The sequence below is a fragment of the Gluconacetobacter tumulicola genome, assembly GCF_014174215.1.
Classification (GTDB): Bacteria; Pseudomonadota; Alphaproteobacteria; order Acetobacterales; family Acetobacteraceae; genus Gluconacetobacter; species Gluconacetobacter tumulicola.
Map to the genome: position 1 here is coordinate 203,370 of NZ_JABEQL010000005.1, position 21,234 is coordinate 224,603.

Below are 21,234 nucleotides of genomic sequence, written 5' to 3' on the forward strand. Positions count from 1 at the left end.
CTTTATGCGCCGCGCTTGCGCGACGATGACGGGCCGGCCGCCGGACGACGCCGGGGGGCGCCGGACGGGGGGGCGCCACGGGGGCCACGTCCACGCGGCGCGCCGCCGGGGCCGCGATCGCCGTCTCGGCCACCGCCGCCGCCGGCCGGGGCCTGTGCCGGGCTGATCTGGACCTCGTCGGAATCGGTGGCGGCGACGCAGGCGCTGAAGCGCTCGGCCGAGGCCGTGGCGATTTCGAACAGCGTATGGTCGCCGGCGATGCGGATCGAGCCGATTTCGTTCTTGCGCACGCCGCCCAGGCGGCAGATTAGCGGCACCAGCCATTTCGGATCGGCCTTGTCCTGCCGTCCGACGCTCATGGAGAACCACACGCCGTCGCCGCGCGGGCCCTGTTCGTCGCGGGTCGGGCGCTCGCGGCGGGCGGCGGGTTCGCCGTCACGCGCCGGGCGGGGGGCGTCGACGCGCAGGGGGCGGATGTCCTCCGGGTCCGGCAGGCGGGCGCGGTACATCTGCAGCAGGGCGGTCGCCAGTTGTTCGGGGGTGCGGTCGGCGGCCAGGCGGGCGACCTGTTCCTCGTCACCGGGGGCAGCGGCTTCGGTCAGGCTCTGGTCGGTCAGCAGCCGTTCGAAATCCTGGGCGCGGATGGCATCGGCGGTGGGGACGGCGGTCCATTCCGCCGTGACCTTGGCCATGGCCAGCAGCCGCTCGGCGCGGCGGCGCATCGAGACCGGTACGACCAGGGCGCACACGCCCTTGCGCCCGGCACGGCCGGTGCGGCCCGAACGATGCAGCAGGGTGGCGCTGTCGGTGGGCAGGCTGGCATGCACCACCAGGGCGAGTGCCGGAATGTCGATGCCGCGCGCCGCAACGTCGGTCGCGACGCAGACGCTGGCCTGGCCGGTGCGCAGGCTGTCGATGGCGCGGGTGCGCTCGTTCTGGCCCAGCTCACCCGACAGCGCGACCGAGGCGAAGCCGCGTTCGAGCAGCGCGCCCTGCATGTGGCGCACCAGTTCGCGGGTGGCGCAGAACACCATGGAGGTGGGGCTGTCGGTATAGCGCAGGATGTTGACCACCGCCGGGATGATCTCACGCGGGTCGGTCAGCACGGCGCGGTAAGTGATGTCGGCATGCTGGCGGGCGCCGGACAGCGTGTCGATGCGCAACGCGTCGCGCTGGTAGCGCCGCGCGAGCGAGGCGATTTCCTTGGCGATGGTGGCCGAGAACAGCAGCGTGCGGCGCGTGGCGGGCATCGCGTCCAGCAACTGCTCCAGTTCCTCGCGGAAGCCGAGGTCCAGCATCTCGTCGGCTTCGTCCAGCACCACGACGCGCAGTTCGGACAGGACCAGCCGGCCGCGGCGCTGGTGATCGCAGAGCCGTCCGGGGGTGCCGACGACGATATGGGCGCCGAGTTCCAGCGCCCGTGCCTCGCGCCGCGCGTCCATGCCGCCGATGCACGAGACGATGCGCCCGCCCGCCGGCGCGTACAGCCATGTCAGTTCGCGCTGGACCTGCATGGCCAGCTCGCGCGTGGGGGCGACGATGACGGCCAAGGGCGCGCCGGCGGGCCCGAACCGTTCCGCCCCGCCCAGCAGGGTGTCGGCCATTGCCAGCCCGAACGCCACCGTCTTGCCCGATCCGGTCTGGGCCGACACCAGCAGATCCTTGCCGTCCGCCGCGACATCCAGCACGGCCTGCTGGACCGGTGTGGGCTCGTCATAGCCGCGCGCGTCGAGCGCGCGCCGAAGGGCGGGGTGGGTTTCGGGAAAAGGCATGGGGCGGATCATCCGGACAGAAGAAGCCACGTCGCGACGTGGCGCGAGACAGGCAAGGGCACAATGGCGGGATCGCGCTCCATAAAGAATCGCAGCCGAAAATACCAGAGCGAAAGCGCCGTCGCGTCGCAGGGGCCTGCCCTGCGCCCGGCAGGGGGCGACCCTGTGGAATCAGGGAACCAGGACGGCCGCGCCCTCGAACCGTCCGGCGCGCAGGTCGTCCAGCGCGCGATTGGCATCGCGCAGGGGGTAGCGCGTCGTGCTGGTGCGAATGCCGATTTTCGGCGCCAGGGACAGGAAATCGATCCCGTCCTGTCGCGTCAGGTTGGCGACCGAGACCAGTTGCCGTTCCTCCCACAGCAGATCGTAGGAAAAGGCCGGGATCTCGCTCATATGGATGCCGGCGCAGACGACGCGTCCGCCCTTGCGCACCGCGCGCAGGGCGGCGGGTACCAGCGCGCCCACCGGCGCGAAGATGATGGCGGCATCCAGCGGTTCGGGCGGCAGTTCGTCCGATCCGCCGGCCCAGACCGCGCCGAGGCCGCGTGCGAAATCCTGCGTTGCGCGGTCGCCCGGGCGGGTGAAGCCGTACACTTTGCGGCCCTGCCAGATCGCGACCTGGGCGATGATATGGGCGGCGGCGCCGAAGCCGTAGAGGCCCAGCGTCCCTGCGTCCTCGCCCGCCATCACCAGCGATCGCCAGCCGATCAGGCCCGCGCATAGCAGGGGGGCCAGCGCGACATCGTCGCCTTCCTCGCCCAGTGGAAAGGCATATTGCGCATCGGCGATGGCGGCGGTGGCATAGCCGCCATCGCGCGTGTAGCCGGTGAAGAGCGGGTGGTCGCAGAGATTTTCGTGGCCGGTGTGGCAGTAGCGGCAGACGCCGCAGGTATGGCCAAGCCAGGGAATGCCCACCCGCTGCCCCAGTTGCAGGCCCTGCACCCCTTCGCCCAGCGCGTCGATCCGCCCTACGATCTCGTGCCCCGGTATGACCGGGTGGCCGGGAAAGGGCAGGTCGCCGTCCACCACATGCAGGTCGGTGCGGCAGACGCCGCAGGCGCAGACCCGCACCCGGATCTGGCCGGGGCCGGGCTGGCGGTCGGGCAGTTCGACCCATTGCAGTGGGGTGTGCGGGGCATCCAGTCTCATCGCATGCATGGTCGGGTCTCCGGCGCGTTGGTCGGGATTGCCTGCTCATTCCATCATGTCGGCATGGCCCTGCGCTATGATCTGGATCAGCGCGCCCAGGCGATGACCCGATCGTGATTCCAGAGGGGGACGCGTGGGGTCGGGCCAGGGTGACGGGGAGAGAGGGCGGTCGCGACGGGGAGATGGCCCACCGGTCCGATCGTGGGCCAGCAGGGAGGAGATCAGGGTGGAACCGGTCGAGAGGTGGCGCTGCATCCGGGACTCCATCGGGCAAGGTGTGATACTCATTATATTCAAATGATAATCATTCTCAAGTAGAATGCCGCGATCGTCATAACAGAGTTGCGAGGACTGCTAGGCAGCCTCCGTGCGGGCCGGTATGACATTGGGCCCGGATTTCGCGGCCTGCGCATCGCGCGGCCAGGACAGGGCGGGGACAGGCCGGGGACAGGCCGGGACCGCCAGGTTCCTCCGGGCCCAATGACGTGTTTCGCCCCCGTAGGCAGGAAGAACCAAGAGGAAAAGCCGTATGGCCAAGATCAAGGTGAAGGAACCGGTCGTCGAACTCGACGGCGATGAGATGACGCGGATCATCTGGAGCTTCATCAAGGAGAAGCTGATTCTCCCGTATCTCGATATCGACCTGAAATATTACGATCTGGGAATCGAGCACCGCGACGCCACCGACGACCAGGTGACCGTCGAGGCCGCCGAGGCGATCAAGACATACCGGGTCGGCGTGAAGTGCGCGACGATCACCCCCGACGAGGCCCGCGTGACCGAGTTCGGGCTGAAGAAGATGTGGCGCTCGCCCAACGGCACGATCCGCAACATCCTCGACGGCACGATCTTCCGCGAGCCGATCATCTGCTCCAACGTGCCGCGCCTGGTGCCGCACTGGACGCAGCCGATCGTCATCGGCCGCCATGCCTATGGCGACATCTATCGCGCCACCGAGACCAAGATCCCCGGCCCCGGCAAGGTCACCCTGACCTATACGCCGGCCGACGGCAGCGCGCCGGTCACGCTGGACGTGCATGATTTCAAGGGCCCCGGCGTCGCGCTGGGCATGCACAATACCCGCGCCTCGATCGAGGGCTTTGCCCGCGCGTCGCTGACCTATGGCCGCGACCGCAAGCTGCCGGTCTACCTGTCGACCAAGAACACGATCCTGAAGGCCTATGACGGCATGTTCAAGGACGTGTTCCAGGAGATCTACGACGCCGAGTTCAAGGCCGATTTCGAGACGCTGGGCCTGACCTACGAGCATCGCCTGATCGACGACATGGTGGCCTCGGCCCTGAAATGGAGCGGCGGCTATGTCTGGGCGTGCAAGAACTATGACGGCGATGTGGAGAGCGACATCGTGGCGCAGGGCTTCGGCAGCCTGGGGCTGATGACCTCCGTCCTGCTGAACCCGACCGGCGACGTGGTGGAATCCGAGGCCGCGCATGGCACGGTGACGCGCCATTATCGCGAGCACCAGAAGGGCCGGCCGACCAGCACCAACCCGATCGCCTCGATCTTCGCCTGGACGCGCGGCCTGGCCTATCGCGGCCGGTTCGACAACACGCCCGACGTGACCCATTTCGCCGAGACGCTGGAACGCGTCTGCGTCGAGACGGTCGAGGCGGGCCAGATGACCAAGGACCTGGCCCTGCTGATCGGGCCGGACGCGAAGTGGCTGACGACCCAGGACTTCCTGGCGGTGCTGGACACCAACCTGCGCAAGGCGATTGCGGCCGGTTGATGCATAAGGCGGCCGGGCTTTCGGGCCCGGCCGCTTTCTTATTGATCGAGTATGGCGACTGCTGTCGCGAAGCTCGGCGCCAGGGGCAGGAGCGGCGTCAGCGTTGCCTGCCAGGCGTGGTGGAGATCGGCCTTGCCTGCATAGACCACGGCCGAAGGGCGGTTGTTCCGGTCCAGTTCCTGGAGCCAGCCGCCCTGTCCGCGGTCGATCATGTGCAGGTCGATATAGTCCCAGATCGTGCGGTACCGGCGTTCTTCTTGAAGGGAAGAGCCAGAAAAATTCCTGATTGCGCGGCAGGTTCAGCCATTTTGAAAATGGCGATGGGGCATCTCTGCGATCAGTGGTGCATTGCCGGCAGTGTCGAAGGGGACGAGGTCGCCAGGAGCGGCCCCCGGGCACCATTCAATCCCGCAAATCGTAAACGCAGATAGGAATTTGGCGGCGCCACGACGCGCCACCTATTTTCCTTCCTCAATGTCCTTCATCGTCCGCTCGAACTCGGCATCGGCTTCTTTGGCATCGCGGCTGCCTTTGGGGCTTTCCTCGGTCGCTGCCTGGTTGTCGACCCACAGCCACAGACCAAACAGAACCGCAGAGATGAGCGCACCAATCCCGAACAAAAACATGCATTCCTCCTTTCGTAGTTGGCTCTTGAAGGTAAAGGGCGAGCCGAACCGCGCGAGGTCAAGGGAATTTGCGGTTGAGGGCAGATTCGGCGAAGATCCGTAAAAATTCTGATCCGGTCAGGAGTTTTATACTGTGGGCACACGAGGGCCCTGAACGGATCAAAGTCTTTTTGCTTCTTTTTCTTCAGAAAAAGAAGAAATGCTCAGTCCTCACCCGCTGCGCGATAGGGCGACTGCGCATCCAGTTCCGCCATTTCGTGCAGCATGGCCTCGCGTTCGTGGACCACGAAATCGGCTACCGCGCGACGCAGGCCGGGGTGGGCGATCCAGTGGGCCGAATAGGTGGGGGTGGGGCGGTAGCCGCGCTGGATCTTGTGCTGGCCCTGGGCGCCGGCTTCGACCCGGCGGAGGCCGTGGGCGATGGCGAAATCGATGGCGCGGTAATAGCACAGCTCGAAATGCAGGAACGGGTAGTCGCCGTCGCAGCCCCAGTTGCGGCCGTAGAGCGTGTCCGTGCCCATCAGGTTCAGCGCGCCCGCGACCGGCGTGCCGTCGCGTTCGGCCAGCATCAGCACCACGCGGTCGCCCAGCCGTTCCGACAGCAGGGGGAAGAATTCGGGCGTGAGATAGGCGCTGCCCCATTTGCGATCGACGGTTGCGGTATAGAACCGGTAGAAATGCGCCCAGAGATCGGGGGTGATCGCGCGGCCCTGCACGGCGCGGAATGTCAGGCCGCACTGATTGGCGTCCCGCCGTTCGCGCTTCAGGACCTTGCGCTTGCGCGAGGCGAGCGTGGCCAGGAAATCGTCGAAGCTGGCATAGCCGCCATTGTCCCAGTGGAACTGGACCCCGAGCCGTTGCAGCCAGCCGGCCTCGCCCAGCAGCGTGTATTCGTCCTCGGTGCAGAAGGTGACATGGACCGAGGAGACGCCCAGTTCGGTGGCGGCCTGGCGCAGGGCGCCGGCCAGGGCCTGACGCAGGCCCGCACTGTCCGCTGCGTCGGGACGCACCAGCAGCCGGGGGCCCGGCACCGGCGAGAACGGTACCGCGACCTGCAATTTGGGATAATAATCGCCGCCGGCCTGCTCGAACGCGCGCGCCCAGGTCTGGTCGAAGACATATTCGCCGTAGGAATGCGATTTGGCATACATCGGCGCCGCCGCCAGCAGGCGGCCGGCGGCGTCGCGGATGGCGGCGTACTGCGGCAGCCAGCCGGTGCGCGGGCCGGTCGATCCGCTGTCTTCCAGTGCCGAGAGAAAGGCGTGGCTGACGAATGGATTGTCGGGGCCGGCGCAGGCATCCCATTCCGTCGCCGGGATGTCGGCGATGGCGGGATGCAGGCTCAGGGTCAGGGCGGTCATGTCCGCGCCGCCCGGGTCAGGCGATCTCGAACAGGCCTTCGACCTCGACGGCGGCATCGAGCGGCAGGGACGGCACGCCGATGGTCGAGCGTGCGTGCAGGCCGGCATCGCCGAAGATCGCGACCGCGAGGTCCGAGGCGCCGTTCATCACCGTGGCATGCTGGGTGAAATCGGGCACGCAGGCGATGAAGCCGCCCAGGCGGACGACGCGGCGTACCCGCGACAGGTCGCCCACCGCGGCGCGGACCTGGGCGATCACGTTGATCATGGCGTAGCGGGCGGCTTCGACCCCGACCTCGACCGCGACGTCGGCGCCGAGCTTGCCGGTGGCGAACAGCTTGCCGTCGGCCAGCGGCAACTGGCCGGAGACGACCAGCAGCGACCCGCTGAGCACGGTGGCGACATAGGTGGCGACGGGGGCGGGGGGCACGGGCAGGATGATGCCGTGCCGGTCCAGGCGGGTTTCGGGTGTGTCGGTCATGAACGGGGCTCCTTGTCCGAAACGGGCGGGCGGCTTTTCAAACGGCCATTCAGCCGACCAGGCGCAGTCTGCCGCGCCGGGTGGTATTGTCCCCCTTCGTTTCGGGGAAATCCAGCGGCAGCATCGGCGCCGGGATGTCGGTCAGCTCGTCCTGATGCGGCGCGTCGGGCAGTCTGTGGCCCAGATAGGCATCCGACAAGGCCCGGAACGCGTAATCCAGCATCGAGGTCGCGTAGGAGGCGACCGGATCGCCCTCGACCGTGCCGGCGGGGCCGAAACGGGTATAGGCGAAGGCATCCACATATTCGTCCAGCGGGGCGCCATATTGCAGGCCGATGCTGACGGCCTGGCCCAGCGCGTCCAGCAGGCCGCGCGTCATCGGCCCCTCGCGCGCCGGGGTGATCGTGACCTCGCCCAGCGACCCGTCCTCATATTCGCCGGTGCGCAGGAACAGGCGGTGGCCGCCGACGCTGGCCTTCTGCGTGAAGCCGCCGTGACGGGCGGGCAGATGCCGCCGCACCCCGCGATCGAGGGCCAGCCGGGCGCGCAGGGTGGGGATGGCCGTCGGGTCCGGCCGGGCCGGCATGCGGTCGACGAAGCCTGCCAGCGCGCGATGCATTGCCTTGTGGGCCTCGATATCCGGCAGGGGCAGCACGCTTTCCCCCGCCAGGGCGGCGGCGAAGGCGGCCTCGGGCGTCAGGCCCCGCGCGGTCAGGCGCGACAGGGTGCTGGCGGCCAGTCGGCCATCGGGGCGGAGCGGCGAGAAGATGGGCGCGAGGCCGCAGGCCTCGACCCCCAGCAGGGCGTCGATCGGGCCGGGGGCGGAAAAGCCGGTCTCGATCCGGGGCAGGGGGGTGTCGGTCTCGACCGCCGCGTCGCGCCAGACGGCGCGGGCGGTTTCCGCGAGGCCGGGGACGGTGCTGCGCGCGGGGGGCAGCAGCAGGGTGTCGGCCCCGCACCCCGCATGGGCGACCGAGGTTGCCAGCGATGCCAGGCTGCAGGCCACGTCGCGGCCGGCGTCGCTGTCATAATCCAGCCCCAGCGCCGCCAGGCAGGCATCGAGATTGGTCATCAGCAGGTCGCCGGCCACCGGCGCGGGGCCGGCCGGCTGGGGTTCGGGGGCGGTCCTGGCCTTGCGTCCGCGCGGCGCCGGGGGCGGCGCCAGGTCGGGGAAGGGCAGTTCGCCATTGCGTAGCGACGCCTTGCGTTCCGCCACGTCGCGCAGGACCAGGCAGAGCAGGCGCAGCGCGGCCACGAAATCCTCGGCCAGGAAGCCGCTGCCCGGCTGCACGAAGGCCGCCAGATTGACGACGAAGCCGGGCCGCCGGTCGTGCTGGCCGGTCCAGAGGGATTCGGTCGGGGCCGCCTGGCGCAGCATGAGAAGGCAGGACAGCGACCGGGCCTGCGTGGCCAGGGAGTCGACGGCCAGATCGTCCACCCAGCGCGCGGCTTCGGTCGCCAGGCGTGCCGCGCCACGGCCGGGTGCCAGGCGTGCCAGGGCCGCCGCTGCCTCGTCGTCCCAGTCGACGGGCAGGGTGACGGCGCGGAGGGCGTCGTCCGGGTCCGCGGCGGCCTGCGTGGTACGCATGCGCACGCCGTTCCAGTGGCTTCGGGCTGTCATGGCGTTCACTCTAGGCCCGCTTCGGGACGGGGCGGAAGCCGTATATGGTGGGTCCTGGACTATACAGACCACTGTATATTGTGGATATGGGGGATAAGTTGGTGGTTTCCCGATCCCGGAGTTGTGAACGGCCGAGTCCCTGGCCACCGGGTGGACCACCCGCCGGAAAGAGGGTTATCCTCGGGACATGGCAAATCTCGGCACCCGCATCTACACCAGGTTCAAGGGTCGGCTGGTCGGCAAGGATGCCGATGGCCGGTGCTATTACGAGGCGCGTACCGCGAATCGTACCGGCGGTGGCCTGACGCGGCATGAGCGCTGGGTCATCTATCACAAGGGCGAGGACGCGTCGGTCGTGCCGCCCGAATGGTGGGGATGGCTGCATCATGTCGATGAGGCGCCCCTGCCGGAGAGTGCGCGCCAGCCGTGGCAGATCCCCTATCCGGGCAACCGGACCGGGACGGTCGATGCCTATCATCCGCCGGGAAGCGACTATCGCGGCGGTCGCCGTGCCTCCTCGACCAGCGATTACGAGGCCTGGGTTCCCGAAGGGTGAAACGGCGGACGGAACCTGTTAAGGTTCGCGTCGCCGTGAATTGGGGAACAGAGTCAGAATGGTCAGTGCGGTTGCAGGCCGGATGAGCCGGAATTCGGCTGAGCTCGCCGCCGGGTGCGGTGTTCTTGTGCTGCTGGGCGGCCTTTTGGCGCTTGCCGTGGTCGATAAGGGGCGCCGGCATGAGACCGGCTACCGGTTGCATGCCGCCTTTGCCCATATCGACGGGTTGTCGGTCGGGTCCGATGTCCGGCTGGCCGGGGTCACGGTGGGGCAGGTGGTCGACGAGCGGGTCAATCCGTCCGATTACAAGGCGCAGGTGACCTTTACCGTGCGTCCGGACGTCCAGTTGCCGACCGACAGTGCCGCCATCATCACCAGCGACAGCCTGCTGGGCGGCAAGTATGTCGCCCTGTCGCCGGGGGCCAGCGAGTCCATGCTGCGGCCAGGGGGGGGGATTGCCGAGACCCAGGGGGCGATCAGCCTGGAGCAGCTGCTCAGCCGCTTCATCTTCTCGGTGACCGACACGATGACCAAGGCCAACCAGCCGCGTGCGAACCCGGGCGCCGCGCCGCAGGGGGCCGTACCCGCGCCGGGAGGTCACACCGGGGGGAGCGACCTGCCATGAGCGATGGCGCTCTTCCGCCGCCGCCTGCCGTCTGGCGCCAGTCCGACGGCAGCCCGGTTTCGTGCCAGGACAAGATCAGGGTGCTGACTGAAAATTATGCCGAACTTTGCGAGGTCATGCGTGACACGTTCGAGGACGCGGTGCTGATCGGTGTCGACGAGGATGGCATGCGGCATCTGATCATGGAGGTCGCGGCCGCGCTGCGAAGCCCGAGATCGTGAGGCGCTGCGACTGGCGCCTGTTCCGCCCGGTATCGTGCCGGGCGGTGCCTTTCCACGCGACCCTGGCCGCCGTGCTGGCGCTGGGATGGGGCAGCATCCCTGCCGGGGCGCAGGAAATCGTGCCGCCGCCCGCGATCTATCCCGCCGACACCTGGCAGGGACGCACGGTGGCGACCGTGCGGGTGCTGGATACGCTGGATTCCCGCGTGCAGGTGCTGGCCATTCCGGTGGGGCAGGATGCGACGTTCAGGGCGCTGACGATTCACGTCGGCGCCTGCCGCGACCGGCCGGCGACGCTGACCCCGGACGCGGCGGGCTGGCTGGCGGTGCGCGATACGCGGCAGGACGGGCCCGGGTTCAGCGGGTGGATGCTGGCGGGGGAACCGTTCCTGGGTGTCTTCCAGGACCCGGTCTATGCCGTGCGCCTCATTGGCTGCGCGGGCGACGCGGTGGCCCCCGTGCCACCGCCCCTGGCAGCCCTGGCGGCGGCCATGGCTCCGCCGGCCGATCAGCCGGTGCCGGGCACGCAGGGGGCGGACACGCCGGCACCCGGTGCGCCGGCATCGGGCGCCCCGGCACCAGGGACGCGGATCGTGACGGTTCCGGCCGCCTCCTCGGCCGTCCAGCCCGCCGTCACGCCGGCTCCGGCACCCGCCGCGCCCGTTGCGCATCTCGGCGGGGCGCCGCTTGCCCTGTCGCCGCCCGACGAGTCCGCATCCGTGCCGGCCGCCGTTCCCCAGCCATCCGGTGGCGCCGCGCCGCCGGCGGGCCGGCCGCTGCCGCTGCCCCCGCCGGTGCCTTTTGCGACCGGCACGGCGGCACCGGCCCGGCCGACGCCCGCGTCGAGCGCGGCCCCGGCGTCGCAGGCCCAGCCGGGTCAGCCGCAATCCCTCCTGCCCCCCTGACGGGGGCGGGAGGCAACTTGTCCCGCCGGTGTCGGTTCGGGATGAATGACGAGCCTTCGGTCCCAAGGAGTCCAGAATGCCCATGAGCCCGACGGATTATGCCGGCCCGGCCGGCCGGTTCATGCCGCCCCCTGCCGAGGCGGCCCTGCTGCTGGATTTCGACGGCACGCTGGTGGATATCGCGCCGACCCCGGAGTCGGTGGTCGTTGCCCCCGGCCTGCCTGACGTGCTGCGGCGGCTGCGGGCGAAGTGCGGCGATGCGCTGGCGGTGATTTCGGGCCGTGCGGTGGACCAGATCGACCATTTTCTCGGCGATGTGCCCTTTGCCGTGGCGGGCGAGCATGGCCTGGCCGTGCGACATCGTCCGGGTGGCCCGATCGTGCGGACCGAACAGCCGCCCCTGCCGCCGACCTGGCTGCCGGCCGCCGAGACCCTGGCCGCGCAGCATCCCGGCGTGCGGATCGAGCGCAAGCCGGCGGGTTTCGTCCTGCATTACCGGGCGGCGCCCGAGGTTGCGGATCTTCTGCGCGAGGTCGCGGAATCGTGGGTGGCGTCGACCCATGGGCGCTTTCATGTCCAGATGGCCAAGATGGCGTGGGAAATCCGCCCCCACGGCGTGGACAAGGGCCATGCGGTGGCGGCGCTGATGCAGTCGCCGCCCTTCGCGGGGCGGCATCCGATCTTTGTCGGCGATGACGTGACGGACGAGGACGGGATACGCGCGGCCGAGGCGCTGGGCGGGGCCGGGTTCCGCATCCCGCGGGATTTCCCCGACCCTGCGGCCTTCCGGGCATGGCTGGCCACGCTGGCGGCGGGAGGGAAGGACTCATGGGGCGTCTGATCATCGTATCCAACCGGGTACCTTCGCCGCGCGAGCGTCTTCAGCCGGCGGGTGGTCTGACCGTGGGACTGAAGGATGCGCTGCGCGGCGGGTCGTCGCTGTGGTTCGGCTGGTCGGGCAACCAGTCCGAGTTCGCGGGCGATCCCGTCACGGGGATGGATGAGGTCGATGGCGTGACCTATGCCACGATCGACCTGACGGCGCGCCAGCATGAGGGATTCTACCAGAATTTCTCGAATGGCATCCTGTGGCCGCTGTTCCATTACCGTGTCGGGCTGATGAGCTATTCGCGGCGCGACTGGCAGACCTATCTGGAGGTCAATGCCATGTTCGCGCGCAGCCTGCGCGCGCTGCTGCAGCCGGACGACGTGATCTGGGTCCATGATTATCACCTGTTCCCGCTGGGCCAGGCGCTGCGCGACCTGGGTGTCGCGGGGCGGATCGGGTTCTTCCTGCATATTCCCGTCCCGCCCTGGAGCCTGGTGCGCTCCATGCCGGGTGCACGCCTGCTGCTGGAAGACATGCAGGCCTACGACCTGATCGGGGTGCAGACCGAAGAGGATGCGGACAATCTGAACCACGCCTTCCGCCAGAACGGGCTGGCCGAGCGGGCGCGGGCCTTTCCGATCGGGATCGATCCGCACGAGTTCCGCGAACAGGCCGAGGCCGGGGTCAGGCGCGACGAGGCCGAGCGTCTGCGCGCCAGCCTGCGCGGGACGGCGCTGATCCTGGGGGTGGACCGGCTGGATTATTCCAAGGGCCTGCCCGAGCGCTTTCGGGGGTATGAGGCGTTCATGGCCCGCTATCCCGAACATCGGGGCCGCGTTTCGTTTCTTCAGGTTGCCCCGGTGTCGCGCGGCGATGTGGAGGAATATCGCCAGCTCCGTCGCCAGCTCGACGAGCTGACGGGGCGGATCAACGGCGCCTATGCCGAATTCGACTGGACGCCGATCCGTTACCTGACGCGACCGGTCGCGCGGGACATCCTGGCCGGGTTCTATCGCATGGCCGATGTGGCGCTGATCACGCCGCTGCGCGACGGGATGAACCTGGTGGCGAAGGAATATGTCGCGGCACAGGATGCGGCCGACCCCGGTGTGCTGGTTCTGTCGCATTTCGCGGGTGCGGCGCCGGAGATGGATGAGGCGGTGCTGGTCAATCCTTATGACGCCGACGAGATCGCCGATGCGCTGCACCAGGCGCTGACCATGGGGCTGGAGGAACGCCAGCGGCGCTGGACCCGCCTGGATGAGGATGTGCGCCGGACCACGGCGGGCTGCTGGGCGCGGGATTTCCTGCAGGCGCTGGACGCGGCGGCGCCGGTCGGGGCGCCCCTGGCCGGCACGCCATGAGGCGCCGGGACGGGGGGATGGGATGGGCCCCCGGTGCGATGCTGATGGTTGCCGGGCTGGCGGCCCTGGGGATTGCCGCCTGGGTCGAGCATGGGTTGGGCGAGGTGCCGTGCGGATTGTGCCTGTGGGAACGCTGGCCCTGGCGCGTGCTGGCGGTTCTGGGCCTGTTTGCCGCCCTGTCGCGCGGGCGGGTGGCGCGGGGCCTGCTGTGGCTGGGCATTCCGGTCATGCTGGCGGCCTGTGGCCTGTCGGCCGTTCATGTCGGGGTGGAGCAGGGCTGGTGGCCCAGCCCGCTGCCGGAATGCCAGGCCCCGGTCTTTCATCCCGGCACCTTTGCCGAGCGCCTGGCCGCCATGCCCCTGCGCCCGGCGAAGCCCTGCGACGCGCCGACCTATCTGGTCGGTGCGCTGCCGGTGTCCATGGCCGGGATGGACGGGCTGTATGCGGCCTGTGTGCTGGCGGTCATAGCGTACTGCCTCGCCCGCGGCCGAAGATCAGGCCGACGATGAACAGCACGAGGAAGATGAAGAACAGGATCTTGCCGATATAGGCAAAATCGGCTGCGAACCCGCCGAAGCCGAGGGCCGCCGACAGCAGGGCCAGGACGAGAAAGATCAGCGTCCAGCGTAAGAGGTCCATCGGGATATCCTCCGATTCATGTGTCTGGACCGTAGGGTCCGTCAGGGCTTCAATAGCTGGCTGTCGTCAGGGTTGCGTTTTGCGTGGCGGATTCATGCGCTACGACCTGTTATGGCGCGGTTGTGATGGCCTGCGGCCATGCGTGCCCGATGGGGTGATTCAACGTTCCCTGCTCCATGTTTCGGGCAGGGCTTCCAGCAGGCGGGTGACATATCGTGCCGGATTTCCGCTCTCTCTATCGTCAGGGTTTCGCGCGGGTGGCGGGATGCACCCTGCCGGTGGCGCTGGCGGACCCGGCGGCCAATGTCGCGCGCATGACCGACATGGTGCGCGCGTGCCATGAGCAGGGCGTGGCGCTGGCGGTCTTTCCCGAACTGGGCGTGTCGGGCTATGCGATCGACGATCTGCGCCAGCAGGACGTGCTGCTCGACGCGGTGGGGCGTGCGCTGGCGAGCCTGGCGGAGGCGACGGTGGGGCTGATGCCGGTGGTGGTGGCCGGCGCGCCCCTGCGGCATGGCGATGCGCTGTACAATTGCGCGGTGGTGCTGCATCGCGGGACCATCCTGGGCGTGGTGCCCAAGAGCTACCTGCCGAATTACCGCGAATTCTACGAAGCCCGGCATTTCGTCGCCGGGGCCGGCCTGCGCGGCCAGACGATCCATGTCGCGGGGCAGACGGCGCCGTTCGGTACCGACCTGCTGTTCGAAGCCGAGGACCTGCCCGGCCTGGTGATCGCCGTCGAGATCTGCGAGGACGTATGGGTGCCGGTGCCCCCCAGCACGGAGGCGGCCCTGGCGGGTGCCACCGTGATCGCCAACCTGTCGGCCAGCGACATCACGGTGGGCAAGGCCGAGCAGCGCGACCTGCTCTGCCGCTCGCAATCGATGCGCGCGCTGTGTGCCTATGTCTATGCGGCGGCGGGGGAAGGGGAATCGACCACCGATCTGGCCTGGGACGGGCAGGTGTCGATCTATGAAAACGGGGCGCTGCTGGCGGAAACGGTTCGTTTTCCGCAGGGGCCGCATCGCGCGGTGGCGGATGTCGATCTGGACCTGTTGCGGCAGGAACGCAGCCGCATGGGGACGTTTGCCGATTGCCGGAGGGCGCGGGGGGATGCGGCGTGGCGCCGGATCGGCTTTGCGCTGGCGCCGCCGCCGGGCGATCTGGGGCTGTTGCGGCGGATCGAGCGTTTTCCGTTCGTGCCCAGCGATCCTGCGCGGCTGGAGCAGGATTGTTTCGAAGCCTGGACGATCCAGGTTTCGGCCCTGAAGCAGCGCCTGCTGGCCACCGGGGCGCGGCGCATGGTGATCGGCGTGTCGGGGGGGCTGGATTCCACCCAGGCGCTGCTGGTGGCGATCCGGGCCGCCGACGAGCTGTGCCTGGGGCGCGATGCGGTACTGGCCTATACCATGCCCGGCTTCGGTACCAGCCCCGGCACGCAGTCCAACGCCATGGCGCTGATGCGGGCGCTGGGGGTCGCGGCGGCCGAGCTGGATATCCGTCCGACCGCGCGGATGATGCTGGAACAGATGGGGCACCCTTTTGCCAGCGGCGTGCCGCAATATGACGTGACGTTCGAGAATGTGCAGGCCGGGTTGCGGACCGATTTCCTGTTCCGGCTGGCCAACCAGCATGGCGGGATCGTGATCGGTACCGGGGATCTGTCGGAGCTGGCGCTGGGGTGGTGTACCTACGGCGTCGGCGACCAGATGTCGCACTACAACGTCAATGCCGGCCTGCCCAAGACGCTGATCCAGCATCTGATCCGCTGGGTTGTCGCCTCGCGCCGGGTTGAGGATGACGCGGCGCGGGTGCTGGAGGCGATTCTGGCAACCGAGATCTCGCCCGAGCTGATCCCGGCGGGTTCCGACCAGGCGTTGCAGAGCACCGAGGAGAAGATCGGGCCCTACGCGTTGCAGGATTTCACGCTGTACCATGTGCTGCGCCATGGTTTCCGGCCGTCGCGCATTGCCTATATGGCGGAAATCGCCTGGCGCGACCTGGCGGCGGGCTCATGGCCGCCGGGATTCCCGGCCGACCGGCGCGTGGCCTATGACCTGCCTGCCATCCGGCACTGGCTGTCGGTGTTCCTGAGCCGTTTCTTCGGCTTCAGTCAGTTCAAGCGTTCGGCGATGCCCAATGGGCCGAAGGTGGTGGCCGGCGGCGCATTGTCGCCGCGCGGCGACTGGCGCGCGCCCTCGGACGGCACTGCGCTTCTGTGGCTGGAGGAACTGGAGCGCAACGTTCCCCGGGCCTGATCCCTCATTCCGCCGTCGCCACGGCCAGGAGCGCCTTGTCCATCGCCGCCGTGGACCGGCCGACATCCGGCGGTACGTCGTTGGCGAAGAAGGAGACGATCAGCATCCGCCCGCTGGCGGCCGTCATGTAGCCGGACAGCGCGTGTGTGGCGTTGAGCGTGCCGGTCTTGGCGAAGAGCCTGTCCGCCAGTGCCGTGCCCGCGAAGCGTTTCGCCAGCGTGCCGTCTTCGCCCGCGACCGGAAGGTCCTGGCGCCATGCCGGCCCCCATGGCTGCCGGTTCGCCCAGCGGAGCAGGCCCGCCACGGCGCGGGGCGTCACGCGGTTGTATGTCGACATGCCCGAGCCATCGGCAAGAGAGAAGCCGGAGCGGGGAACGCCGGCGGTGGCGAGAATGGCGTCGCGCCGTGCGATGCCCTGCGCGGTCGATCCTGTTCCGTGTGCAAGCGCGAGACGTCGCAACAATATTTCCGCGTGGAGATTCTGGCTGACCTTGAGAAGATGACGGATATCGTCCGCCAGCGGCGGCGGGGTCAGGCGGGCGAGTACGGGCGCGGGCGGAAGGGGGGAAGGCGGTGGGGCATTGGCGTCGTCGCCGAGGGTGAGCGGGCGATGCCACGCTCCGCTACCGCCCTCCACCGCGATTCCGCGCGCCTCCAGCAGGCGGCGGAAATGCCATGCCGCGAAATCGGCGGGGTCCTCGATGCCGATGCCGAGGATTTCCGGCGGTGCCCCGGCTGCGATGGTGCCATAAAGCCGTACCCAGCGCGCGCCGGGCTGGCGCTCGATCCGAAGGTCGGTCTTGCCCTGCCCGACGGTGACGGCCTGGTTGTCGAGCTTCAGATAGGTTTCTCCGTCCTTCCAGGTGGCGGATGGCGGAGAACCCGCGGCGGAGCCGGGCGTCACGGACAGCGCGGCGACATTGTCGTCGAGCGTGAGCGCGGAGACCGCCGCGCCCGAACGGGTTTGCAGGGTGTTCCAGCTCCATCCGGGCCCCCAGCGTTCGTCAGGGAAGAGTCTGTCGTCCCCCATGACGTCATGGACGCGCCGGATGCCCGTTGCGGCCGTGGCATCGGCGAGACGCGACAGGCAATCGGTCTGGCAATCGGGCCGGTCGGACAGGCTTGCGTCGCCCGCGCCGATCAGTGCGACGTCCGAAGCGCCGCCTTCATGGGGCACCAGCCGCACCGCGGCACCTCCCGCGCGGTCGGGATCGGACAGGCCCGGCAGGGATGCGAGGGCGGCCGCCGTCGTGAACAGCTTGGTGTTGGACGCCGGGATGAACCGCTGGTCGGGATCGATGGCCAGGATTTCCTTCCCGTCCATGTCGGTGACGAGCAGTCCCCAACGTGTGCCGCCGAGCGCGGGCGTATCGAGAATGGCGTGAACCTGCCTGGCGAGGACAGGTGTGTCGCCCGGAGGCGGGAGACCGGGCGAGGAAAGCGTACAGGCAGAGAGGAGCAGCGGCAGGCAGAGCCGCAATGCTGCCGGGCGGTAAGGCGATGCCGCATGTCCGGGCCTGTGACGGGTATATCCGGGAGCGCGGGTCATGGTGTCCTTTCTCGGCCCGAAGGCTGGACATTCAGCCGCCTCGATGAGGGCAGCGACGAATCCGGAAATGTACGAAACAGGAAATATGCCGGCCAGGGCATGAACCGATGACAGGCCGATATGGGCGTGCCCTGCCTGCCGGCTGGCCGGTGGCACGCCCGGGATGGCCGGTTCCGCGAATCGCGTCGGCCGGCGGCGAGGCTGATGCAGGCTGCCGGCCAGCGATACCGATCGGTCCCGCAGCCCCTGTCCTGTAGCCCCTGGTCTTACTGGAGTTCGAAGCGAATGCCGCCGCGGAAGGTCCGTCCGAGGAGGCTGCTGTAGGTGCTGTCGGCGGCGAGGCCGCTTTCGGGCACGATGACCGGACCCGCATTGGCCAGGTTGGTGACATTCAGGAAGACCTGCATGTTTCCGAAATTATTGTATTTGAGCTTGTAGGTGAAGTTCATGTCGAAATAGAAGGTGCCCTTGACATGATTGTAGTCGATCGTGGGGAAGTAGGCGTTGTAGGCGGGGCAACTGGTGGTGCATTGCACGTAGCTGTTCGAATAGTTGCCGGCGCTGATTCCGCGGGCGACGGCGGTCACGTTGAAGCGGGACGTGTCGTAGGAAGCCGAGAAACGATAGATCCATTTCGGCGGCCCGGAGGTGATGTCACCCGCCGTATCGATAGCGGGGCTGAGGCCGGAATCGGCGACATAGCTGAGATAGTTGCTGGCCTGACCGTGCAGCGTGAAGAGTCCGTCCGCCTTGTGGAAGATACGACGGACCGGGAACTGGTATGTCGCATCGATGTCGATGCCGCTGGTCGTGATCTGGCTGAAGTTGAAGGGGCTGGCACTGAAGAGCAGGTCGCGCTGTCCCGAGGGGTCCGGGCGGAAAGCGGAGCAGAAGCTCTGATTGCCCTGGTAGCACTGATCGATGATATCCTGCGAGTAGAACTGCTGAATGGCGTTTTTCAGCCTGGTATGGAACCAGTCTACCGAGATGGAAAGACCGGGCGCGAAGCGCGGCGTAATGACCGAACCGACCACCGTGGTATCGGCTTTTTCAGGCTTGAGCTGGCTATTGCCCGTCGTCGTTTCCAGGACGGTGTCGGTGTTTCCGGTCCAGGGGTCCAGAACGGAGGTCGTGCGCGACGTTCCGGCCTGGTACAGCTCGTTGATGTTCGGGGCGCGGATGTCACGCGATCGGGTGGCACGGAACAGGATATCCGGGACGGGCTGCCAGACGGCGCCGATTTTCCATGTCGTGACGTAGCCGGACGTGGAGTAGTCGGTGCCGCGCACCGCGCCGTTGAAGGAAAGTCCCCTGGCGAAAGGAACGTTCGTTTCGAGATAGGCTTCCTTGACATCGTAGCCGCCGAAGGTCGGCAGGAAGTTGCCGACCGACCAGCCCGACTGATATTGCGTCGGCACGTAGCCGGATACTCTTTCGTTCCTGTATTCGCCGCCCACGGCGACGTTCACATCGCCGGCCCAGGTGGCGAAGGGCGTCATGGACAGGTTTACGCCTGAAACGATTTCCTCGAATTTTTCATCGCGCCAGGGATTTCCCAGCGCATAGTCGATGGACGATGCCGACATCACGCCGGTGCCCAGCCAGTCGATCGGCGAGCAGCCATTGGCCGGACTGGTCAGCGTCGAACGGCATACGACCGTGCCGGCCGGTATGCCCGCCGCATTGCCCGCGGGTGCACGGACGGCATCGGTCGCGTTCGCGATCCTGGACGTGTTCATGACGTTGTAGATCTGTTCGTGCGTGCGTGTGGCGCTGTACTGGGCGTAGGCGCTCCAGGATGCGCGCTTGCCGAACATGGTGAAATTGCCTTCGCCCCCGAACGTGTAGCGCTGCACGTTCCGCCTGTTGTCGGTCCTGCGATAGGGCATGTCATGGGCCGTCGTGCCCAATGTCGCGGACGAGACCCCCTGGAGCGCGTTCGGACCCAGCGCGTCCCTCAGATAGGCATTGTCGCCCTTCAGCTTGACGGTGGTGAGATATTGCGGGCCGGCGTTATAGACATACTCGCTTTCGTTGTAGGCGCCTTCGGCATACAATGTCATCCACGGGGCCACATCGTAGCTGACGCGGCCGTAGAGGTTCTTCCGGTCGCTGCCGGGGGACAGGCCGATGTTGCGGCCATTGTCCGCCAGGGCATAATCGCCGCCGAGCGACGTAGTGGACGTCGAGTACGAGCCGTAATGATAGTGGTTAACGCTGCCGCCCTGTCCGAAATAGAGTCCCCTCAGCGAATTGGCGACCGGCCCGACCGACGCGTTGATGATGCCGCCCGGCAGGGCATTGTTGGTTCCGGCAGGGCCCCGCACGATATAGTAGGGCTGGCCGTTGCCTGCCGCATAGGCGGGGTTGGCCATGATCCGGTTGTTGTTCTCGTTCCATGAGCGGGTCACGCTGTAGATGCCGTCCTGGCGGGCATAGTCGCCGCTCAGCAGCACATGCCCCTTGTCGTGGGCGAAGCCGAAGCCACCCGCGACCGAGGTCGAGTAGTTGGTGCCGTCGCCGTAGGTCGAGACGCCCGAATCGGCATTGACCTTCAGGCCGGTATAGGTCTTGTCGAGTACGAAGTTGGTCACGCCCGCGACGGCGTCCGAGCCATATTGCGCGGATGCGCCGCCCGTCACGACGTCCACCCGTTTCACGAGCTGTTGCGGAAGCGTGTTGATATCGACGATGCCCGTGATGGCGGACGGTGCGGTACGCCGGCCGTCGAGCAGCACGAGCGAACGGACCGCGCCGAGGTTGCGCAGGTTGAGGGCATTGATGCCCGCCGTCCCGCCACTGAGCGCCAGGCGGGAATTCTGCGGCGTCGTGCTGCCCGCGAACTGGGGAAGCTCGTTGACGAGATCCGCGAGATTGTTGGTCGGCGACTGGTTCAGGATGTCGCTCAGCGTCAGGGTGCTGACGGGTGTCGGAGTCTTGGCATGCGCGTTGGCAATCCGGCTTCCGGTCACTGTGATCACTTCATCGTTCGCCGATTTTCCCGATATGGGCGCTTTGGATGAAGGATTCGCGTTTCCGCTTTTCCTGGTCCTGGTGTCTTTGTTCTCCGTATCTGACACGGGCGCGGCAGAGGCCGTGTTGAGGGAAATAACGGCTGCTCCGACGAGAAGTGATAATTTACGTAGACGTCGAGTGACGATCATAAAAATATCTCCCACACGCGCACAGCGACCGCGTACCATTTCATTGTGATTTCACATCAAATGTAAATTCGGGGATGAATTATGTCGATATCGAAATTACACGCACTCAATAACCCTGGGTTAAGGGCCTGACCGAAAATGCGGGCTGGCGAGCGAGAGCGGCCCGAAGGGGCCGCGCCCGCCGGGCCGCGCACTTATGCCGATCGCGTGGCCGACGAGCCGTGGCTCAACGGCACCGCGCCGGAGCCGCAGGCGGCCGACCTTGCACGCGGACTGGCCTTGTATCGCCGGGTCATGGTGATGCTGGCCATCCTCATGGCCCTCATCATCCTTCTGAACGGCTTACCATGATGCACGATCAGGG

Annotated in this window: 20 protein-coding genes and 1 pseudogene; 10 read left to right on the forward strand and 11 right to left on the reverse strand. The window is 67.7% G+C overall.

Annotated elements, in window-relative coordinates:
* Positions 1–2: 2 nt before the first annotated feature.
* From HLH29_RS05915 to HLH29_RS05925, 3 genes are all read right to left on the reverse strand, one after another.
* Positions 3–1,772 (reverse strand): DEAD/DEAH box helicase, encoded by a 1,770-nt coding sequence (locus HLH29_RS05915; RefSeq protein ID WP_182965022.1) that lies wholly within the window; start codon positions 1,770–1,772, stop codon positions 3–5.
* 171 nt (positions 1,773–1,943) lie between these two features.
* Positions 1,944–2,930 carry a zinc-dependent alcohol dehydrogenase family protein gene (locus HLH29_RS05920; RefSeq protein ID WP_182965023.1) on the reverse strand — a complete coding sequence of 329 codons (987 nt, stop codon included), beginning with the start codon at positions 2,928–2,930 and terminating at the stop codon, positions 1,944–1,946.
* Between the two features lie 36 nt (positions 2,931–2,966).
* Positions 2,967–3,176, reverse strand: coding sequence for a hypothetical protein (locus HLH29_RS05925; protein ID WP_182965024.1), 210 nt, complete (start codon positions 3,174–3,176; stop codon positions 2,967–2,969).
* A gap of 274 nt (positions 3,177–3,450) precedes the next feature.
* Here HLH29_RS05925 and HLH29_RS05930 point away from each other — a divergent pair, with 274 nt between their 5' ends.
* Positions 3,451–4,671 (forward strand): NADP-dependent isocitrate dehydrogenase, encoded by a 1,221-nt coding sequence (locus tag HLH29_RS05930; RefSeq protein WP_182965025.1) that lies wholly within the window; start codon positions 3,451–3,453, stop codon positions 4,669–4,671.
* 38 nt (positions 4,672–4,709) lie between these two features.
* Here HLH29_RS05930 and HLH29_RS05935 read toward each other — a convergent pair.
* The 5 genes and pseudogenes from HLH29_RS05935 to HLH29_RS05955 form a co-directional block, all read right to left on the reverse strand.
* Positions 4,710–4,925: pseudogene (locus HLH29_RS05935) on the reverse strand (AGE family epimerase/isomerase); the annotation flags it as partial.
* Between the two features lie 204 nt (positions 4,926–5,129).
* Positions 5,130–5,297, reverse strand: coding sequence for a hypothetical protein (locus HLH29_RS05940; protein WP_182965026.1), 168 nt, complete (start codon positions 5,295–5,297; stop codon positions 5,130–5,132).
* 203 nt (positions 5,298–5,500) lie between these two features.
* The gene (locus HLH29_RS05945; protein WP_182965027.1) at positions 5,501–6,658 is read right to left on the reverse strand and encodes a GNAT family N-acetyltransferase; all 1,158 of its coding nucleotides are present in this window, start codon (positions 6,656–6,658) and stop codon (positions 5,501–5,503) included.
* A gap of 16 nt (positions 6,659–6,674) precedes the next feature.
* Entirely contained in the window at positions 6,675–7,139 is a 465-nt protein-coding gene (locus HLH29_RS05950; protein WP_182965028.1) for a RidA family protein, read from the reverse strand.
* Between the two features lie 49 nt (positions 7,140–7,188).
* Positions 7,189–8,760: a TSCPD domain-containing protein gene (locus HLH29_RS05955; protein WP_220791386.1), complete on the reverse strand. Its 1,572-nt coding sequence runs from the start codon at positions 8,758–8,760 to the stop codon at positions 7,189–7,191.
* Between the two features lie 187 nt (positions 8,761–8,947).
* Between HLH29_RS05955 and HLH29_RS05960 the strand changes: the two genes are divergently transcribed.
* The 7 genes from HLH29_RS05960 (at position 8,948) to HLH29_RS05990 (ending at position 13,769) form a co-directional block, all read left to right on the forward strand.
* Positions 8,948–9,316 (forward strand): NADH-ubiquinone oxidoreductase subunit NDUFA12 family protein, encoded by a 369-nt coding sequence (locus HLH29_RS05960; protein ID WP_182965030.1) that lies wholly within the window; start codon positions 8,948–8,950, stop codon positions 9,314–9,316.
* Between the two features lie 58 nt (positions 9,317–9,374).
* Entirely contained in the window at positions 9,375–9,941 is a 567-nt protein-coding gene (gene mlaD, locus HLH29_RS05965) for an outer membrane lipid asymmetry maintenance protein MlaD (RefSeq protein ID WP_182965031.1), read from the forward strand.
* Positions 9,938–10,162 (forward strand): hypothetical protein, encoded by a 225-nt coding sequence (locus tag HLH29_RS05970; protein ID WP_182965032.1) that lies wholly within the window; start codon positions 9,938–9,940, stop codon positions 10,160–10,162. Before mlaD ends, HLH29_RS05970 begins: the two co-directional genes overlap by 4 nt.
* A complete protein-coding gene (locus HLH29_RS05975) occupies positions 10,159–11,067 on the forward strand; it encodes a DUF2155 domain-containing protein (protein WP_338030182.1) in 909 nt (302 codons plus the stop codon). The genes HLH29_RS05970 and HLH29_RS05975 overlap by 4 nt, the downstream gene beginning before the upstream one ends.
* 82 nt (positions 11,068–11,149) lie before the next feature.
* The gene (gene otsB, locus HLH29_RS05980; RefSeq protein WP_182965033.1) at positions 11,150–11,908 is read left to right on the forward strand and encodes a trehalose-phosphatase; all 759 of its coding nucleotides are present in this window, start codon (positions 11,150–11,152) and stop codon (positions 11,906–11,908) included.
* Positions 11,896–13,260 carry an alpha,alpha-trehalose-phosphate synthase (UDP-forming) gene (locus HLH29_RS05985; RefSeq protein WP_182965034.1) on the forward strand — a complete coding sequence of 455 codons (1,365 nt, stop codon included), beginning with the start codon at positions 11,896–11,898 and terminating at the stop codon, positions 13,258–13,260. Before otsB ends, HLH29_RS05985 begins: the two co-directional genes overlap by 13 nt.
* 17 nt (positions 13,261–13,277) lie before the next feature.
* Positions 13,278–13,769 carry a disulfide bond formation protein B gene (locus HLH29_RS05990; protein ID WP_182965035.1) on the forward strand — a complete coding sequence of 164 codons (492 nt, stop codon included), beginning with the start codon at positions 13,278–13,280 and terminating at the stop codon, positions 13,767–13,769.
* On the opposite strand, the gene HLH29_RS05995 is transcribed toward HLH29_RS05990, so the two are convergent.
* Positions 13,723–13,899 (reverse strand): DUF1328 domain-containing protein, encoded by a 177-nt coding sequence (locus HLH29_RS05995; RefSeq protein WP_182965036.1) that lies wholly within the window; start codon positions 13,897–13,899, stop codon positions 13,723–13,725. The two genes, HLH29_RS05990 and HLH29_RS05995, sit on opposite strands and share 47 nt — an antisense overlap.
* Positions 13,900–14,114: 215 nt before the next feature.
* Between HLH29_RS05995 and HLH29_RS06000 the strand changes: the two genes are divergently transcribed.
* Positions 14,115–16,157, forward strand: coding sequence for an NAD(+) synthase (locus HLH29_RS06000; RefSeq protein WP_182965037.1), 2,043 nt, complete (start codon positions 14,115–14,117; stop codon positions 16,155–16,157).
* 4 nt (positions 16,158–16,161) lie between these two features.
* On the opposite strand, the gene dacB is transcribed toward HLH29_RS06000, so the two are convergent.
* A complete protein-coding gene (gene dacB / locus HLH29_RS06005) occupies positions 16,162–17,706 on the reverse strand; it encodes a D-alanyl-D-alanine carboxypeptidase/D-alanyl-D-alanine endopeptidase (RefSeq protein ID WP_182965038.1) in 1,545 nt (514 codons plus the stop codon).
* Between the two features lie 266 nt (positions 17,707–17,972).
* Positions 17,973–20,678, reverse strand: a complete 2,706-nt coding sequence (locus HLH29_RS06010; RefSeq protein ID WP_338030183.1) for a TonB-dependent receptor plug domain-containing protein — start codon at positions 20,676–20,678, stop codon at positions 17,973–17,975.
* A 330-nt stretch (positions 20,679–21,008) separates the two neighbouring features.
* On the opposite strand from HLH29_RS06010, the gene HLH29_RS06015 reads away from it, so the two are divergent.
* Positions 21,009–21,221 (forward strand): hypothetical protein, encoded by a 213-nt coding sequence (locus HLH29_RS06015; RefSeq protein WP_182965040.1) that lies wholly within the window; start codon positions 21,009–21,011, stop codon positions 21,219–21,221.
* The last annotated feature ends 13 nt before the right edge of the window (positions 21,222–21,234 follow it).

Excerpts from the sequence above, each read along its gene's own strand:
- HLH29_RS05915 (WP_182965022.1), bottom strand. The coding sequence starts at position 1,772 with ATGCCTTTTCCCGAAACCCACCCCGCCCTTCGGCGCGCGCTCGACGCG.
- HLH29_RS05920 (WP_182965023.1), bottom strand. The coding sequence starts at position 2,930 with ATGCATGCGATGAGACTGGATGCCCCGCACACCCCACTGCAATGGGTC.
- HLH29_RS05925 (WP_182965024.1), bottom strand. The coding sequence starts at position 3,176 with ATGCAGCGCCACCTCTCGACCGGTTCCACCCTGATCTCCTCCCTGCTG.
- HLH29_RS05930 (WP_182965025.1), top strand. The coding sequence starts at position 3,451 with ATGGCCAAGATCAAGGTGAAGGAACCGGTCGTCGAACTCGACGGCGAT.
- HLH29_RS05940 (WP_182965026.1), bottom strand. The coding sequence starts at position 5,297 with ATGTTTTTGTTCGGGATTGGTGCGCTCATCTCTGCGGTTCTGTTTGGT.
- HLH29_RS05945 (WP_182965027.1), bottom strand. The coding sequence starts at position 6,658 with ATGACCGCCCTGACCCTGAGCCTGCATCCCGCCATCGCCGACATCCCG.
- HLH29_RS05950 (WP_182965028.1), bottom strand. The coding sequence starts at position 7,139 with ATGACCGACACACCCGAAACCCGCCTGGACCGGCACGGCATCATCCTG.
- HLH29_RS05955 (WP_220791386.1), bottom strand. The coding sequence starts at position 8,760 with ATGACAGCCCGAAGCCACTGGAACGGCGTGCGCATGCGTACCACGCAG.
- HLH29_RS05960 (WP_182965030.1), top strand. The coding sequence starts at position 8,948 with ATGGCAAATCTCGGCACCCGCATCTACACCAGGTTCAAGGGTCGGCTG.
- mlaD (WP_182965031.1), top strand. The coding sequence starts at position 9,375 with ATGGTCAGTGCGGTTGCAGGCCGGATGAGCCGGAATTCGGCTGAGCTC.
- HLH29_RS05970 (WP_182965032.1), top strand. The coding sequence starts at position 9,938 with ATGAGCGATGGCGCTCTTCCGCCGCCGCCTGCCGTCTGGCGCCAGTCC.
- otsB (WP_182965033.1), top strand. The coding sequence starts at position 11,150 with ATGAGCCCGACGGATTATGCCGGCCCGGCCGGCCGGTTCATGCCGCCC.
- HLH29_RS05985 (WP_182965034.1), top strand. The coding sequence starts at position 11,896 with ATGGGGCGTCTGATCATCGTATCCAACCGGGTACCTTCGCCGCGCGAG.
- HLH29_RS05990 (WP_182965035.1), top strand. The coding sequence starts at position 13,278 with ATGGGATGGGCCCCCGGTGCGATGCTGATGGTTGCCGGGCTGGCGGCC.
- HLH29_RS05995 (WP_182965036.1), bottom strand. The coding sequence starts at position 13,899 with ATGGACCTCTTACGCTGGACGCTGATCTTTCTCGTCCTGGCCCTGCTG.
- dacB (WP_182965038.1), bottom strand. The coding sequence starts at position 17,706 with ATGACCCGCGCTCCCGGATATACCCGTCACAGGCCCGGACATGCGGCA.
- HLH29_RS06015 (WP_182965040.1), top strand. The coding sequence starts at position 21,009 with ATGCGGGCTGGCGAGCGAGAGCGGCCCGAAGGGGCCGCGCCCGCCGGG.